Annotated in this window: 14 protein-coding genes; 13 read left to right on the plus strand and 1 reads right to left on the minus strand. The window is 53.6% G+C overall.

Translation table 11 applies throughout. The features are described 5' to 3' along the window. The 4 genes from POG22_RS02570 to POG22_RS02585 form a co-directional block, all read left to right on the plus strand. Nucleotides 1–276 (plus strand): helix-turn-helix domain-containing protein (locus POG22_RS02570; protein ID WP_498903457.1); only part of this gene is annotated, 276 nt, incomplete at its 5' end. Continuing rightward, on the plus strand, nt 222–521 hold the full coding sequence (locus tag POG22_RS02575; RefSeq protein ID WP_498903458.1) for a transposase: 300 nt from the start codon (nt 222–224) through the stop codon (nt 519–521). The genes POG22_RS02570 and POG22_RS02575, both read left to right, overlap by 55 nt. A gap of 115 nt (nt 522–636) precedes the next feature. Next, nucleotides 637–1863: a calcium-binding protein gene (locus POG22_RS02580; protein WP_498903459.1), complete on the plus strand. Its 1227-nt coding sequence runs from the start codon at nt 637–639 to the stop codon at nt 1861–1863. 582 nt (nt 1864–2445) lie between these two features. Further along, nucleotides 2446–3168 (plus strand): SDR family oxidoreductase, encoded by a 723-nt coding sequence (locus tag POG22_RS02585; RefSeq protein WP_498903461.1) that lies wholly within the window; start codon nt 2446–2448, stop codon nt 3166–3168. A gap of 234 nt (nt 3169–3402) precedes the next feature. Here POG22_RS02585 and POG22_RS02590 read toward each other — a convergent pair whose 3' ends face one another. After that, nucleotides 3403–4653, minus strand: a complete 1251-nt coding sequence (locus POG22_RS02590; RefSeq protein ID WP_498903462.1) for an O-antigen ligase family protein — start codon at nt 4651–4653, stop codon at nt 3403–3405. Nucleotides 4654–4879: 226 nt separating this feature from the next. On the opposite strand from POG22_RS02590, the gene POG22_RS02595 reads away from it, so the two are divergent. The 9 genes from POG22_RS02595 (at nt 4880) to POG22_RS02635 (ending at nt 17779) form a co-directional block, all read left to right on the plus strand. Continuing rightward, entirely contained in the window at nt 4880–6172 is a 1293-nt protein-coding gene (locus POG22_RS02595) for a glycosyltransferase family protein (RefSeq protein ID WP_498903464.1), read from the plus strand. 116 nt (nt 6173–6288) lie between these two features. Further along, nucleotides 6289–7350 carry a uroporphyrinogen decarboxylase gene (gene hemE / locus POG22_RS02600; RefSeq protein ID WP_498903465.1) on the plus strand — a complete coding sequence of 354 codons (1062 nt, stop codon included), beginning with the start codon at nt 6289–6291 and terminating at the stop codon, nt 7348–7350. Between the two features lie 127 nt (nt 7351–7477). Then, nucleotides 7478–8437, plus strand: coding sequence for an NAD-dependent epimerase/dehydratase family protein (locus POG22_RS02605; protein WP_498903467.1), 960 nt, complete (start codon nt 7478–7480; stop codon nt 8435–8437). Nucleotides 8438–8586: 149 nt separating this feature from the next. After that, a complete protein-coding gene (locus tag POG22_RS02610; protein ID WP_498903468.1) occupies nt 8587–10179 on the plus strand; it encodes a B12-binding domain-containing radical SAM protein in 1593 nt (530 codons plus the stop codon). Nucleotides 10180–10386: 207 nt separating this feature from the next. After that, complete coding sequence (locus POG22_RS02615) at nt 10387–13110, plus strand: two-partner secretion domain-containing protein (RefSeq protein ID WP_498903469.1); 2724 nt, start codon at nt 10387–10389, stop codon at nt 13108–13110. 456 nt (nt 13111–13566) lie between these two features. Continuing rightward, complete coding sequence (gene lpxD / locus POG22_RS02620) at nt 13567–14607, plus strand: UDP-3-O-(3-hydroxymyristoyl)glucosamine N-acyltransferase (RefSeq protein WP_498903471.1); 1041 nt, start codon at nt 13567–13569, stop codon at nt 14605–14607. Nucleotides 14608–14928: 321 nt separating this feature from the next. Further along, nucleotides 14929–15345 (plus strand): AbrB family transcriptional regulator, encoded by a 417-nt coding sequence (locus POG22_RS02625; protein ID WP_498903473.1) that lies wholly within the window; start codon nt 14929–14931, stop codon nt 15343–15345. A 160-nt stretch (nt 15346–15505) separates the two neighbouring features. Further along, entirely contained in the window at nt 15506–16348 is an 843-nt protein-coding gene (locus POG22_RS02630; RefSeq protein WP_498903475.1) for a CPBP family intramembrane glutamic endopeptidase, read from the plus strand. Between the two features lie 288 nt (nt 16349–16636). Beyond that, nucleotides 16637–17779, plus strand: a complete 1143-nt coding sequence (locus POG22_RS02635; RefSeq protein WP_498903476.1) for a 5-(carboxyamino)imidazole ribonucleotide synthase — start codon at nt 16637–16639, stop codon at nt 17777–17779. The last annotated feature ends 42 nt before the right edge of the window (nt 17780–17821 follow it).

The following is a 17821-nucleotide window of genomic DNA, read 5'->3' on the forward strand; positions in this document are numbered from 1 at the left end:
ACACGAACCGTTAGAGTTCGAGACTTGCCCATTTCGGGTCAACTCGTATATTTGCAAATACCACGGCGTCAGTTTTACTGTAAAAAATGCCAACAATACTTTACAGAAGAACTAGACTTTATTGAAACTGGTCGAAGGTTTACTAGGCGGTACGAAGAATATATTTACGAGCGAGTAATCGCTAGTAGCGTCGAGCAAGTTAAAAGAGAAGAAGACTTGTCGTGGCATCAGGTAAATGGAATTCATCAACAGGTATACGAACGCAAAAAAAAATAAATTGGGGACAAGTAAAAAGGTTGGGTTTAGACGAGATAGCAAAACATAAAGGTCACAAAAAATTTGTGACGGTCGTGAGCGATTTAGAGAAAGGAGAATTGATAGAAGTCATCGACTCTCACCAACAAGAAGAAATCGCTGAAGTTCTTCTACAGCAACCGTTAGAGGTCAGAGAGGCAGTCGAAGAAGTCAGTGTAGATATGTGGGGAGGATTTCCAAAGCTTATCGAAAAAGTGTTTCGGTAACGATATCCTCTACGGTGCCGAAGGAGTCGATCGCTTCCTGATTGGTTCTAGACTCGGTGTCGATACCATCTATAACTTCGAGTTCGGAAAAGATAGCCTCGATCTCGCTGGTGACTTGACCTTACCGCAGATTGCCTTTGCGTCTCAAGGTTCGGATACTTACGTTCGCATCGGCGTCACGAACGAACTGCTGGCAATTCTCAAGGATGTCAACCTCGATAGTTCCACCGCCAATTTAGGCAGCGAACTGCCCAAAATCGAAATAGATCCCCTTGCCAACCTTACACAACCGACTCCTCCGCTTCCATTAGACTGTAGCGAGGTGTTCCCCGGAGAAATGCAACCTGTCGTCACAGTTGCACCGTTTCCCGAGTTCCCAACCTTGACACCAACTATCAGCGATACCAGTCAGGTTCCAATCGATAATCCCGTCGATGACGATACTGCTACACCGTCTGACTCTGACGAGGAAGGTGGCTCTGACGGGACTGATACTGAATCCAATAATCAAGCCGACAACGGTTCCGAAACGCCGTCAGATGCAACTGGCGACAATAGCAATAATTCCGTCGGTGAGGGGTCTGATACAGGATCTGAGTCTGACGAGGAAGGTAACTCTGACGAGACGGACGCCGAATCCAATAACTCCAGTAATAACGATTCCGAAACGACACCCGATACGCCTGGCGAGAATAGCGATAATTCCGTCGGTGAGGGGTCTGATACGACATCTGAGTCTGACGGGGAGGGTGGCTCTGACGAGACTGACACTGAATCCAATAACAACGATTCCGAAACGGCAACTCCTGGTAATGAGGGTTCTGCCAATACTCCGTCCGATAACCTGAACCTGACGGGAGACTCTGGCAACAACACCCTCAGCGGACAGGCTGGAGACGATACCATCGACGGATTGTCTGGTGATGACGTTCTCTCTGGCGGTGACGGGAGCGATCGCCTCGAAGGGGACGCTGGAAATGACGACCTCACAGGAGATAACGGAACCGATACCCTGTTCGGCGGTTCGGGAGACGACAACCTCGACGGCGGTTCTCAAGACGACCTCCTCGACGGCGGTTCTGGTGATGACGCACTCACTGGCGGTCAAGGACGCGATATCTTTGTCTTACGTTCTGGGGACGGTATCGACACCATCGCCGACTTCACCGCCACCGCCGGACAACAAGACAGCATCCGTCTCGACGGCGGGTTGAGTTACGGCGATTTGACTTTCGACACCTCCAACGCCGATACGGTGTTGAAGGTGACCGCCACCGATGAAACCCTGGCGATTCTGAAAAATGTCGATCCGAACGACTTAAAACCCTCTCACTTCGTTTAATCGAGGTGTAATCGAGAGAACATCCTTCAAAAACCCGGTTTCTTGAGGAAGCCGGGTTTTTCGCCGGCCGCCGTTCGTTGGTACGGTGAAGTGCCGACGATTGAATCGAAGATTACAATCGCAGCTTCCTGTTTCATTCGCCGTTGCCGCCACCTCTACGTCAGAAGTATTGGTCTTCGTTCTCTCGGATGCAAGCTCCGAGAGCTGCGAAGACTGCGTCTTACACAGCGTCCGGAGGTTTGGCTCGGTTTCCCTGCCCTGACTCCCGTGAGAGACAACTCTCACCCAGGCAGTCCCCCGACTTCCCCAGGGGAATAAGCTTTTAAATCTCCCACCCATGAACACTTTTACGGTACAGCGGGGCATTGGGGCTACCACGATTAATCTGGCAGGTGGAGTAAGCGCTTTTTATCCGAGCGGTAAGTTCGCCCACTACGGCTACATCTTTGATATCCGCCTGGTATGATTTTACAGCATACCTGTCGCGATTCATCTGAACGGTTTCTATCGAAGATTAGAAACGTAGGATTCTCGCGGTTTTGGCTAAACAAAGAAGTTGTACGAATACCAGTAGAGCAATCCATGACGGCGAAGGGAAAACGAGCGTTAATTACGGGTGCTAGTAGCGGTATCGGCGAAGCGACGGCGATCGCGTTTGCGAAAGCCGGAATCAATCTGGCATTGTTGAGTCGATCGCACCAGAAATTAGAGCAAGTCGCTGAGGCTGCACGCCAGGAAGGGGTAAACGTCGAGACGTTAACTCTCGATTTGTTGGAACTCGATCGCGTTCGAGATGAAGTATCCGCCTTTGCTGAAAAATGCGGCGGAATCGATATCCTCGTTAATAACGCGGGGATGGCGTATACGGCGAAACTGATGGATACCCCCCTCCATCATTGGCGAAAAGTTCTCGATCTGAACTTGACAAGTGCATTTGAGTGTGTTAAGGGAGTTCTGCCTGGGATGCGATCGAAAGGCAGCGGCATCATTATCAACGTGGTCTCGATCGCCGGAAAACAAGCCTTTCCTATTTGGGGGGCGTACAGTGCCAGTAAGTTCGGCTTATTGGGAATGTCTCAAGCCTTAGCGGGAGAAGAACGAGAACACGGCATTCGCGTCACTGCCTTATGTCCCGGTGCGGTCAACACGCCGATTTGGGAAACAGAAACCGTCGATTCAGATTTCGATCGCTCGAAAATGCTCACCCCCGATATCGTCGCCCAGTCCATTTTACAAGTCGTCGAACTTCCCGATTCTGCGGTTGTCGAAGAACTGGTTCTCATGCCCAGTGGCGGCGCGTTTTAAGTCAGTGAAGAGTGCAGAGGGAAGAGTGTAGAGTGTAGATGCAGAGTAGAGTGTCTTAACTCTTAACTCTTCTCTGAAAGAGGTACACTGCATAAGGGAATAGGGAATAGGGAACAGGGAATAGAGATAAAGGGTTCAGGATTTTTTCTTGTGCTTCGATTTGCACAAACTCATTTAAAATTGCTATGTGTATGAATTTTAGTTTTACAAACGTCCTGATTTATTTTTTGGCTTCTATAAAACCTCTCTTTTTTGCAACGAAATACCTCCAATTGCAGCTAATAAAACCCATCCCAAAATGTTGATTCTGGCGTCGAATAAAGTGACGTCTAAACTGTGAAATAGCGTCGTTGAAACAAACGCTAAAATTATTGAAAATAACATGAGGCGATCGCGAGATTCTAAAGCCGATAACGTCCGCACGCCGCGAAACAACACCCAACCCACCATCGCACACAAAACGAAGGTGGCTGGAAATCCCGTTTCTGCCAATAACATTAACAATAAATTATGGGGATGTCCCAACCACAGCCCCATCTGAGACTCGTATAAGGCGGTAAAATTCCGCAACCCCCAGCCGAAAAACGGACGATCGCCCGCCAACTCCCACGCAAACCGCCACTGCGTCACCCGCATTAACTCCACCGGGCGATCGGGGTGCAGCTTATCCGACAACCGCAACCAAAAATACGGCGGAACCAGGGTTCTCAACCGCCCTCCCCCGGAACCGTCGGGGAGAAACGCCGCCCCCAAAACCGACGCTGCGATCGCCCCCAACCCCAGCAAAATCCATCGCCATCCCAAATACACCGCATAAGCCACAAAACACAAAAACGCCACACCCCAAGCGTTGCGAGACGAGGTGAGAAGCAACACGAGGGCGTTTCCGAGTAAAATAACACTCCACAACAGCAATCGTTTCGGCTCGATGTTGCGATTTTGAAGTCCCGACACCTCCACCATCAGCCCCAATCCCAACGCCCAGACGATCGCGGTATAGTTGGCTAAAACGTTGGTATACTCGAACACCGAGGACATTCGCCCCGAAGGTGCGCCGCCGGGTTCCAACGGCCAAGACAACACCAACCCCAGATCGATCGGACCTCGCCATCCCAAAAACATTTGTCCGATTCCGATCGCCACCACTGGAATCGACGAGATGACGATCGCTTCAGCCAGTTGTCGCAGTTGCGAGGGATGGCGAATCAGACAAGTCATCGCCGCAAAAACTACCACAAACGGGAGAAAATTAAATAATCCCAATAACGCCGAATGTCGATCGCCCGCCATCAGCGACGACACCACCGCAAACAACGCAAACGCTCCCAATCCCCACACCAGCGGACGGTTCAACAACGCTCGCCACTGACGCCACCACACCGCCAGCGTGACGCCAACCACTGCTAAACCGCCGAGAAACGGACTTAACGGGAACACCAACAGCCCTGCTTCTATCCAATTCCATTTTGTGAATCGTCGTAACATAAGGTTTGATATTGGAGGGCGATGCGCGACTCGGTAATGTCACATTAACCTGAATTTCGATCGCATTTTCCGGCCGCGTCACGCATTCTATCGATTCTCTTCCTCTCTTCATCTGCCGGTTGGGGGCGGTGCGTCACGCACTGCGTCACGCAGTAATTTAACATTGACTTGATTTCGGCGTAATTTGAAAGCCCGCGTCACGGCACCCTACGTTTATCATTTCGAGATGTCTCAACCCTTCGATCTTCTCATTCTCTCTAACGGCCCCGGCGAGATTGCGACGTGGGTGCGTCCGGTGGTTGAAGAGGTGCGGCGACAGCTTGAGAACGTTCGAATTTCCGTCATTTTATCGCCCTGTCCCCACGCCAGCGGACGGGAAGCCGACATCGTGGCGTCTTATCCCGAGGTCGATCGCGTTCAAGGTGCAGCGGCGTTTTGGGATTTTTTGTTGTGGGGAAAAACCGCCGAACATTGGGAGTGGCGCGATCGCGGTGTCGTGTTATTCCTCGGGGGCGATCGCCTGTTTCCCGTTATCGTTGGAAAACGCCTCGGCTACCGCATTGTAGTTTACGCCGAATGGGAAGCTCAATGGTATCGCTGGGTCGATCGCTTCGGCGTCGCGACGCAAAAGGCGATCGACAACGCCCCCAAACGCTACGCCCACAAACTCAGTATCGTGGGAAATCTCATGGCGGACGCGCGAGGCGACACCGACGCGAATCCAGATACCGCCAACACAACTCTCGGCTTTCTTCCGGGTTCCAAACCCCTCAAACTCACCCTCGGCGTTCCCTTGAGTTTGGCGATCGCCGATCGCATCCACCCACTTCGCCCCGACGTACAATTTATCGTCCCCGTCGCCCCCACCGTCGATCTCGAGACGTTGGCCAAATACGCCGATCCTCAATTCAATCGAGCGATTTCTGCCTTAAATTGGCCCGGAGGCGAACCGATCTTCGACGACGGAATCCCCTATCTCGTCACCTCGTCTGGAGTCAAACTGCGCCTGTGGACGCAAACCCCAGCCACCGAGGTTTTACAACAGTGCGCCCTCTGCATTACCACCGTCGGCGCAAATACCGCCGAACTCGCCGCCCTCGCCGTTCCCATGTTAGTCTTGCTTCCGACGCATCGCCTCGACATCATGCGGGCGTGGGATGGAATTCCGGGGTTGTTAGCCCACTTACCCGGCGTTGGAGACAGCTTTACCAAACTCTTTACCTGGATAGCCTGGAAATGGCTCGATCGCCAGGCGGGAGGTTCCCGCTTAGCCTGGCCGAACATTTGGGCGAACGAACAAATCGTTCCTGAATTCGTCGGACAGTTTCCCCCCGAAGACATCGCCCGATACGCTGTCGATCTCCTAAACAATCCCGCCGAACTCGATCGAATTCGTCAAAATCTCACCTGCATCCGAGGCGAACCCGGCGCAGCGGAAAAACTCGTGAAACTGTTAACAGGGGACGGGGAACGGGGAACGGGGAACAGTCACCAGTCACCAGTCACCAGTCACCAGTGAAGACAGCAAACAGATAACAGTTTCTCCCCCTCTCCCCTTCTCCCTTTCTCTCCCTCTTCTTCGACTGTGGTAAGCTAAGCGATGGCAATCAAAAACATTTTTAAGGAAACGTTATAATGACGGGTTCTCCCCAGATTCCCTATTTGTTGAGAGCCGCACGCGGTGAAGTGCTAGACCGTCCGCCTGTGTGGATGATGCGGCAAGCAGGGCGGTATATGAAAGCTTATCGAGACTTGCGCGAAAAGTATCCAAGCTTCCGCGAACGCTCTGAAATTCCGGAAGTGGCGATCGAGGTGTCGTTGCAGCCTTGGCGAGCGTTCAAACCCGACGGCGTGATTTTGTTTTCTGATATCGTGACGCCGTTACCGGGAATGGGGATCGATATGGACATCGCCGAGGGGAAAGGACCGATTATCGACCCGCCGATTCGATCGAAGGAACAGGTCGATCGCCTACACCCCCTTGCACCCGAAGAATCGCTTCCGTTTATCAAACCGATTTTGAAGGCGTTGCGGGAAGAAGTCAAAAACGACTCGACGGTTCTCGGCTTTGTCGGCGCACCTTGGACGTTAGCGGCTTACGCCGTGGAAGGAAAAGGATCGAAAACCTATTCCATTATTAAAGGAATGGCATTTTCCGAGCCGACGATGTTGCACGCACTGCTTGAAAAACTCTCCGATTCGATCGCCACTTACGTTCGCTATCAAATCGATTGTGGCGCCCAAGTGGTGCAAATGTTCGACTCCTGGGCCGGACAACTCAGCCCCCAAGATTACGAAACCTTTGCCCTTCCCTATCAAAAACGGGTTATTCAACAAGTCAAACAAACGCACCCCGACACGCCGTTAATTCTACTCGTCAGCGGAAGTGCGGGACTGTTGGAACGGATGGCGCAAGCCGGCCCCGATATTATTAATGTCGATTGGACGGTGGATATGGCCGACGCCCGCAAACGCCTCGGGCCGGATATGAAAGTTCAAGGAAACCTCGACCCTGGCGTGTTGTACGGTTCCCAAGACTTCATCCGCGATCGCATCCTCGACACCATCCGCAAAGCCGGAAACCGAGGCCACATTCTCAACCTCGGACATGGCGTGCTTCCCAACACCCCGGAAGAAAACGTGGCGTTCTTCTTTGAAACCGCCAAAAACGCCGACAAACTCTTGGCTACCGCCTAGTTCGGGATGATTTAGATAGGGAGGCGAGGCAGACTAAGGAAGAAACTATTCCCTTTCTCCCCCTCTCCCTTTCTCCCCCTCTCCCCCTCTCCCCCTTTCCCCCTCCGCTTCTCACCTTCGCGAATTGATGAAACGAGTTTTCCTGACGGGTGCGAGTGGGTGTATCGGTCATTACGTCGCCGAAACCCTCATTGCACGAACAGATTGCGAGTTGTATATGCTCGTTCGCGATCCGACCAAACTTCGGATCGACATCGACGCACGGCCGGGAATTCACGTCCTGCACGGGGATTTACGGGATATTCATCAATACGAAGAGTTGTTGTCTACCATTGACTGTGCGATTTTGGCAGCGGCGGCGTGGGGCGGACAGCAGGAAACCTTCGATATTAACGTGACGAAAACCTGTATGTTGATGCACCTGCTCGATCGCCAGGTGTGCGAACAGGTGATTTATTTTTCGACTGCGAGTTTGCTCGATCGCGAGGGAAACGTTTTAAAAGCTGCCGCCCACATGGGAACGGACTATATTCGATCGAAATACGACTGTCTCAGCCAACTGCATCGAATGCCCGTGGCCGATCGCATCACCACGCTGTTTCCCACCATCGTCCTCGGTGGCGACGAGACGAAACCCTATTCTCACGTGTCGGCGGGGCTTCCCGAGGTGAAGAAATGGGTCGAGTTAGCGCGGTTTGTCAGTCTCAGCGGGAGTTTTCACTTCGTCCACGCCCGCGATATCGCTGAAGTGGTCGGTTATTTGGTGGAAAATCCCCCTGGTGGCGATCGTCGCTACGTTCTCGGAACTCAGCCTTACACGGTCGATCGCGCGGTGAGCGAACTGTGTAAATATTTGGGCAAGCGGATTTACTTCCGCGTTCCGCTGCCTAAATGGGCGGTCGATATTGCGATCGCACTGTTTAACGTACAGATGTCCCCCTGGGATCGCTTTTGTTTGGAATACCGACACTTTACTTATCCCGATGCCGTCACGCCAGCGACGTTCGATCTCCCGGTTTATTGTGAGACGTTTTCAGATGCCCTTAAGGAACGGGGCGTGTTTCCCAATTCCAAAACGGACGATTGACTCGCTCGGTTCTTCTCTTTTCGGTTTTCCCGCGATCGCGCACTTAAGCAATTTTTAACCGCGTTTGCACCGCCAACTGTCCTCTCCCTCGAGCTAACTGAGAAATATTTGTGTTAGCCTGACGAAAATATGTGAGGAACATTTATTTCATGCGAGTTTTACTTTTATATCCGCGATTTCCCAAAAGTTTTTGGTCTTTCGACAAAGCCATGGAACTGGTCGGTCGTAAAGCCGTCTTACCGCCCCTGGGCTTGATTACCGTTGCCGCCATTTTACCGGAAACCTGGGAGCTAAAACTCGTCGATCTCAACGTGCGTCCCGTCGAAGAGTCTGAATGGGACTGGGCCGAACTGGTGATTCTCTCGGGCATGATCGTCCAAAAAGACGACATGATGGCGCAAATTCAGCACGCCAAACGTCGCGGGAAACCCGTAGCTGTGGGCGGCCCCTATCCGACCTCGCTTCCCGAGGAATTTGAAGAGGCTGGGGCGGATTTCCTGGTTCTCGACGAAGGGGAAATTACCCTTCCGATGTTTGTCGAAGCGGTCGAACGAGGCGACACTCACGGCGTCTTTCGCGCCACGGAAAAACCCGCCGTCACGGAAACCCCCGTTCCCCGGTACGACTTGCTGGAACTGGACGCCTACGACAATATGTCCGTCCAGTTTTCGCGCGGTTGCCCCTTTCAATGCGAGTTTTGCGACATCATCGTCCTGTACGGACGCAAACCCCGTACGAAAAGCCCCGAACAACTGCTGCGGGAGTTCGATGCGCTGTACGATCTCGGATGGCGCGGTCCGGTGTTCATGGTGGACGACAACTTTATCGGCAACAAACGCAACGTCAAGCTGTTGTTGCGGGCGATGGCACCGTGGATGGCAGAACACGGTTATCCTTTCAACCTCAGCACTGAAGCCTCGGTGGATTTGGCTAAAGATTCCGAATTGATGGAGTTGATGGCAGAGTGCAACTTCAACAGCGTCTTTTTGGGCATTGAAACCCCAGACTCCGACAGCCTCGCCCTCACGAAAAAATTTCAAAATACCCGCGATCCCCTTTCCAATGCTGTCAAAGCGATTAACCAGTCGGGAATGCGCGTCATGGCGGGATTCATCATCGGTTTCGACGGCGAAAAACCGGGTGCGGGCGATCGCATCGTTGAATTCGTCGAACAAACGGCCATTCCCACAGCGATGATGAGTATGCTGCAAGTGCTGCCCAACACGGCGTTGATGGAACGGTTGAAGAAGGAAGGACGCCTTCTCGAACAAGTCAGCGGTATGAACCAAACTACGCTGATGAACTTCGTTCCGACTCGTCCGATCGAAGATATCGCGCGAGAGTACGTGGATGCTTTCTATCGACTGTACGACCCCGTTCGTTATCTCGATCGCACTTACCGACACTATATCGGCATGAGCGAGCCTCGCCATACTTCCTCGAAACGGGGCAAAGTCACTTGGACGGAAATTCGCGCCCTGTTAACCATCGCTTGGCGTCAGGGGATTCTTCGACCCACCCGTTGGACGTTCTGGCGCTATTTGGCAGACGTTTATTTCAAAAAACCCCGGTTGGTCATCAGTTATTTGGCCACCTGCGCCTTGAGCGAACACTTTATCGAATATCGGGAGGTGGTTCGCCACAATATCGAAGCGCAGTTAGATGCGTATTTGAAGGCGAAGTCCAATTTAGATGAGTCGTCTGAAAAACCCGTTCCAGTGAGTGCGGGAGTCAATAGTTAAGTTTTGTTTTAAAAGCTTGACTATTTAACTTTTTCGCTAGTAAAAATTCGATTCAAATTGGAATGGAGTCGCCAGATCCCCGGCATCTTCAAGATGCCGGGGATCTTTACAGGGAAGAGGAAAGGTTGTATCGAATTTAGGGCGATCGTGCAACTTCAAAAACGGACGAGTAGGATAGGGGCATAAAAACGAGATTGCCCCGTTCCCGTGAAAACTCAAATTTTCTGTTGCCTCGGCTTGGGATTTCATCTCAGCCTGGCTGTTCCCGTGATGGCGCAAATCGTTCCCGACGGCACGTTACCCAATCCCTCCCAGGTGGAAACGGACGGAAACACCATTCGCCTCGACGGGGGAACGACTCGCGATCGCAACCTCTTTCACAGCTTTGATTCCTTCTCCGTTCCCACGGGATTTCGCGCCGTCTTCGAGAACGCTCCCGAGGTTCGTAACATCTTCAGTCGCGTCACGGGAACGCTGCCCTCGACGATCGACGGAACCCTGGCCGCCCACGGAACGGCGAACCTGTTTCTCCTCAATCCCAACGGTATCGTCTTCGGGGAAAACGCCCAACTCGATCTCGGCGGGTCGTTTTTCGCCAGTACCGCCAACCGCATCGAATTCGCCGACGGAACCGCCTTTAACACCACCACCGCTTCTAACGCCATTCTTTCTGTGAGCGTTCCCGTGGGCTTGGGTTTGGGGTCGCAACCGGGAGCGATCGTCAACCGTTCCCAGAGTCGCGACAGTCAGGGAAATTTCGTCGGATTGAGCGTCGATACTGGAGAAACCCTCGCTTTTGTCGGTGGCGCGATCGCGATCGATAACGGTATCGTACGCGCTCCTCAAGGAGAAGTCGATCTGATCTCCCTCGAAAACGGCACGTGGAACCTCGACACGAGAGATGTCGAGGCGACAGAATTCGGCGCGATCGCTCTGAGTAACGGGTCTCGCGTCGAAGTCAGCGGGAACGGGGGCGGTTCTATTTTCGTTCGCGGCAACCTCCAATTGAGCGGTACGTCCTACCTGTTCGCCGACACCCTTGGCGACGGGGACGGACAGCGCATCGACATCGTTGGCGATACCCTACAGGTTTTCGACAATTCTCTAATTTCTGCGTCCACGTTCGGCAGCGGGCGATCGGGAAATTTGCGAGTCGCAGCCACGACGATTACCCTCGACGGGGCGGGAGAACTTCAAGACATTCTCGAACGACTGTTCGCCCTCGACGAGATCGACAATCCCGCCCAGGTGGGAAACGGACTGTACGCCACTACCTTTAGCGACGGTAATGCTGGCACGATCGACATTGACGCCGAAACGCTGACCCTGCGCCAAGGTGCGTTTGTCTCGACAGCAACACGAGGTAACGGACGCGGTGGAACGCTCGACGTGCAGTTGAGTGGAACCCTATATCTGAGCGGCTCGCAAATCGTGGCCGAAACGGTAGGCAACGGCGACGCAGGAGAAGTCAACGTCTACGCCCGTAATATCGTCCTCGATGAAGGAGGTGGCTTGTTTGCCTCCACCTTTGGCGGCGGAGACGGTGGAATGGTGAACCTGGTCGCTTCCGATACGATTGAAATGTCAGGAACGACGCCCAACGGGGTATTTAACACGGGCATCGGGGCGAACGCCTTCCAAAATGCCAATACTCAAGCGGGAGTTCTCAACATTCGAGCCAGACGCCTAATTCTACGAGACGGTGCGGGGGTTGGAGCGGTCACGTTCGGGGCGGCGCAAGGGGGAACGGTGGTGGTCAGAGCCTCCGAATCCGTTCTAATTTCGGGAACTCGTACCGATTCGGGGGTTGCCACGAATATCGCCACCCGTAGCGAAGGCAGCGGAGCAGCGGGGGATATTGAAATTACAACGGCGCGATTGGTACTACGAGATGGGGGGGAAATCGTCACCTCGACGTCCAATCGTGGAGCGGCGGGGCGGTTGACCGTGCGGGCTTCTGAGTCGGTGGACATTGCGGGGACGGGTTCTGACGGTCAGCTGCGTAGCGGATTGCGATCGAACGCGACGCTCGTGGCGATTCCGTCTCCCGTACCGCCGTCGGAAACGGCCGATGTCATCGGGGCGGCGGGAGATATTACCCTCATGACGGAAGAGCTGACGGTGCGCGAGGGGGGACAAATCGTTGTCAGTAGTATTGGGGAAGGAGAACGGGCGGGAAATTTAGCCATCGACGCACCTCGAGTCAATTTGGAAAGTGGGGCGAGGTTGGTGGCAGAAACGGCAACCGCCCGCGAAGGAAATATCGAGATTCGATCGCGGGATTTGTGGCTGTCTGGGGAAAGTTCGATTTCCACTAACGCTCGAGATACGGCCACGGGGGGCAATATCGAGATCGATACTGAAACGTTGGTGGCACTCGACAACAGCGATATTACCGCCAACGCTCAGACGGGATTCGGCGGCCGGGTGTTCGTCAACGCGCGAGGGATTTTTGGAACTCAGTTTCGCGATCGCACGACTCCCGAAAGCGATATTACCGCCAGTTCCGATCTCGGGGCGGAGTTTGGCGGTTTAGTCGAAATTGTCAATCCCGACGTTCGCCTCGATACGTCGTTAGTCGAACTGGCCAGCGATTTTATTCGAGTCGATCGCTTGGTCGCCGACAGTTGTTTGACTCGGCGTCGTGGCGGCGGACAGTTTACGGTGACGGGAACGGGCGGTTTGCCGGAAAATCCTTACGATTTGTCGGTAGGACGGTACGGTACGGCTGAGGCGACGGGGATTCGGGACGGAAGCGCGTCGGAAGGGGCGATCGCGCCACAAATTGCGTTACCTATGCCTGAAGAATCCACCTGGAAACTCGGCGACGCGATCGTAGAAGCCCAGGGAACGACGCGAGAAAACGGTCGCCTCCTCCTTTCCCGTCGAGGGGCAGAGATTCCGCTGCGCTTTGAGGCAAACTGTCGATAGTTGATTTTTTCAGTCGCCAGTCGTAGGGTGCGTGACTTGAAAAATCGGGTGTCGATCCTGAGAGCGATCGCTCTGTCACGCACCGCCAATGTACACCGCCAACATACAAGGGTGCGTGACCTAAAGACAAGAAAAGTATCCGGTCTTACCGGCCAACTCGTCACGCACCTTTTACAGTCAACAGCGAACAGTGAGCAGTGAACAGTGAAGACAGTCACCAGTCGCCAGTCACCAGTCGCCAGTCACCAGTCACCCGTGAAGACAGCAAACAGATAACTGTTTCTCCCTTGCTCCCCTTCTCCCCCTCTCCCTCTCTCCCCCTCTCCCTTGCTCCTAATGCATTGCTCGTAACGCATAATTTCTTCTGTGCAAACTTAAATCTGGAGGCGCGACGGTTTTCTCTTTGGGGAGATTGCTGAATTTGCGATCGCAGGGGAACTGTTGCGAAGAACGACTGTGAAATTGAGTGAGATTGTCGAACGACTCGGTGAGGATGCGATCGCCTCCTACATCCCGGCCGAAGGGTTAGATATCGTGAAGGCGGCGTCGATCGAGGAGGCCACGGCGGGAACGATCGCCTTTGTCGAAGGAGACAAGTTCGTCAAGTACATCGCGGAAACGAGCGCCAGTGCGTTGGTTTTGCCCGACGATGAAACCTTACAGGAACAGGTGAGGCAACGGGGGATCGCCTGGGTGAGTACCCGCCATCCTCGGGAAGTTTTCGCACGGACGATCGCGCTATTGTATCGGCCGTTTCGCCCCGAACCGGGAATTCACGATACAGCAGCGATCGCGCCGTCGGCGACCCTGGGAAAAAACGTCCATATCGGTGCAAACGTCGTCGTTCACGAGGGCGTCGTTCTCGGGGACGAGGTCTGCGTTCACGCTAACGTGGTGGTGTATCCCCAGGTGACGATCGGCGATCGCACGGTGTTACACGCCAACTGTACCGTTCACGAGCGCACGCAAATCGGTGCCGACTGTACGATTCAAAGCGGTGCCGTTCTCGGGGCGGAGGGGTTCGGTTTCGTTCCCACGCCCTCGGGTTTGATGCGGATGGAACAATCAGGTTGTGTGGTCTTAGAAGATGGGGTCGAAATTGGCTGTAATTCGACGGTCGATCGCCCGTCGGTGGGAGAAACTCGGATCGGTAAAAATACCAAACTCGACAACCTCGTGCAAATCGGTCACGGTTGCCGCATCGGAGCCAATTGTGCCATTTGCGCTCAAGTCGGCCTTGCCGGAGGTGTAACCTTGGGTAACAATATTACCCTTGCCGGACAGGTCGGTGTTGCCAACCGCGCCAAAATCGGAGATGGAGCGGTAGCTTCGGCGAAAACGGGGATTCATCAGGACGTAGAAGCCGGGGCTGTGGTGTCGGGATTTCCGGCGATCGCCAATCCGTTATGGCTTCGCAGTGCGGCTTTATACAAACGACTGCCGGAAATTTATCAAAGCCTACGACAAATTCAACGCCGTCTCAACAATCGCTCTTAACGGAAACTGTCTGATTTTTCAGTGAGGAAGCCTCGCCGGGATCTCGAGGTAAGAGGGGACAGCCGACCAGCGAACAATTGATGCTAGGGCTGTCCTCGTCTTCACCGATCGCCTATCGTGCGATCGAACGGGATATAGGTATGGTCTTTTACTTCTCGGTCTATTCTCTAGCTCGAGGAATTTTAACGGCTCGATCGCAGAAAGTTTTGTTTAAGAGCGACCAAACTGTGAGATTTGAGGCTATATTTTTATAGAGCCAGCAAATTCTTAGGGGATTTCGATCTAATATATCTAGAGTCTAGATGGAGAATTGAACAGACAATGAGCGAAACGTTACCCGAAAACCCAACGCCGCTGACGGGAAAGGCGCTACTTACAAAAGTTAAAGAACTCTCCCACTTACCGCGTCGAGAAACAGCGAAGCGCTGCGGATACTACACGGTCACAAAAAACAACCAAACCCGCGTCAACTTGACAGATTTTTACGATGCGGTGCTGGCAGCTAAAGGCGTTCCTCTCGATCCCGAAGGTGCTAAAGACGGACGCGGTCGCGAACCGACCTATCGCGTCAGCGTTCACAAAAACGGTCAGATCGTCATCGGATCTACCTACACGGGAGCGATGGGCTTGAAACCCGGCGATGAGTTTGAAATTAAACTGGGCTACAAGCACATTCACCTGATTCAGATCGATCGCGCAGACTCCGACAGAAACGGGTCTGCCGGCGACGAGGAATAGGCTTAATCCCTGTCACAACGGGGGTTGACCCAAACGAGCGTCGGTAAAATTGTTGCCGATCGAAGCAGTGGGAATTCCCCCGATTCGTCCGAGAAACAGACCGCGATCGTAAAAGTTTCAGTCGTCGGCGATCGCGGAGTCAGATGATTAGGAAGCGTTAATGCTGCATGGGTTCCTCGATCGCGGTTCGGAGGTCGGAGTCTGGGTTAAAATTAGCTGTTTTTTTGGAGTCTGGTTGGGGCTATGGTTGCCGATCGCGATTCCCCTAGCTCGACGCTGGAATTGGTATCCAGGAAACTTCCTCGCTCCCCCAAAAAAGCTAATCTTGGTAGGATCGCTCTACCTTTTGTTTCCCGTAACGATCTCCGGAACGGCCGCGATCGAGAACTTACCATTTTCATATTATGGTTGGACGGGGCCGTTCGAGGGACTGAAATCACTGGCGATCGGATGGGGATTGGGGATATTTGGCATCGCGATTCTCGCGGCCGTCCAAAAAATCTGCGGCTGGATTCGCTGGGAATTTAAAATGCGATCGGGCGACGTCCTCGAAACTGTAATGTTCCCTCTCTTCCTCGCTGGGATTTTAGCGCTGTGGATAGCAGGGACAGAAGAATTTCTCTTTCGTGGATTCGTCCAAACTCAGTTGCAATCTCACCTGTCTGTCTGGACGGCCGCCGCGATAACCAGCGCAATTTTTGCAGCTTCGCATTTGGTTTGGGGGTGGCGAGAAACCCTTCCAGAAATTCCCGGTTTGTGGTTGATGGGAATGGTTTTAACCCTCGCTCGCGTTGTCGATGGCGGAACTCTGAGTTTAGCATGGGGATTGCACGCCGGATGGGTTGGGACAGCAATTTTTCTCGACAGTACGGGGGCGATCGTCCCGACGGAAACCGCCCCGGCTTGGCTCTCCGGCATCGACGGACGCCCTTTAACGGGAATGTTGGGCTTAAGTCTCTTGGTGGCAACGGCTGGTTTTCTTCAATTGATAATTGAAAATTGAGAGGGAACAGGGAACAGGGAACAGGGAACAGGGAACAGGGAACAGGGAATAGAATTGTAGGGTGTTTGACGCGGCCGGCAAATGCTGGCGAAGTCAGGTGAATGGGGTATTACCGCGTCACGCACCGCTTTTACAGTGAACAGTCAACAGTGAACAGTCAACAGTGGAGACAGTTTAGAGTTGACAGTTTCTCCCCCTCTCCCTTTCTCCCCCTCTCCCTTTCTCCCTCTCTCCCCCTCTCCCCCTCTCCCTCTCTCCCTTTCTCCCTTGCTCTTCACAAAAACAACCATGAACAGCGATCGAACTCCTCGCCGTCGCGTGGGTATTATTGGCGGCGGCCAACTGGCTTGGATGATGGCACGGGAAGCCCCGTCTCTGGGACTCGAGGTCGTCGTTCAAACCCCCAAACTCGACGATCCGGCGGTGGAATTGGCGGCCGAGACGGTGTTGGCGGAGGTGGCTGACGCTCGAGCGACGTTCCAATTGGCAGAACGCTGCGATGTCATCACCTTTGAAAACGAATTTGTCGCACTTGAGGAACTGGCGAAACTGGCCGAGAAGGGAGTTTGTTTCCGACCCCGGTTAGAGGCGTTAGAACCGCTACTCGATAAGTACCACCAACGTTGTCGCTTGCGAGAGTGGGGACTTCCCGTCCCGCAATTTGTCAATCTCGCTCCACAGGAAACGATTCCGATCGATCTCGGGTTTCCGCTCGTCATGAAAGCCAGACGCCACGGCTACGACGGTCAGGGAACGGTTATCGTAGAAACGGGAGACGCGTTAAACGCCGTGTGGCAACGCTGGGGATATCCTTCGGTACTGCTCGAGGAGTTCGTTCGTTTCGATCGCGAACTTGCGGTCATTGCAGCCCGCAGTGCGACGGGGGAGATCGCGATTTATCCGGTGGTGGAAACGCAACAGGAAAACCAAGTCTGTCGGCGCGTTTTGGCTCCGGCGATGGTGAGTCCGGCCGTTGTTTTTCAATGTGAGGCGATCGCTCGCCGGATTTTGGAAAAACTCGACGTGGTGGGATTGTTCGGCATCGAGCTGTTTCTGACGCCGGACGAGAAAGTGTTAGTCAATGAAATTGCGCCGAGAACTCACAATTCCGGTCATTTTTCTTTGGAAGCCTGCGATACGTCTCAGTTTGCCCAGCTCCTTCGTGCTGTTTGCGATTTACCGCTGGGGTCTACGGCGATGAAGTCCCCCGCAGCGGTGATGGTGAACTTGTTGGGCTACGAAACGGCTCGCCGCGATTATCGCGACAAACGGGAGGCGATCGCTGCCCTTCCTCATACCTTCGTGTACTGGTATGGGAAAACGGAATCTCGACCGGGGCGAAAACTCGGACACGCCACGGCCTTAGTTTCTGACCCCTCGCAGGGAACGGCGATCGCTCGGGATATTGAAGCGATTTGGTACGGTCGTTAACTGAGCGATGTACGGCAAACGACTCGGTGAAGATTCGAGGCT

The organism is Geitlerinema sp. CS-897 (genome assembly GCF_028368005.1).
Classification (GTDB): Bacteria; Cyanobacteriota; Cyanobacteriia; order Cyanobacteriales; family Geitlerinemataceae; genus Baaleninema; species Baaleninema simplex.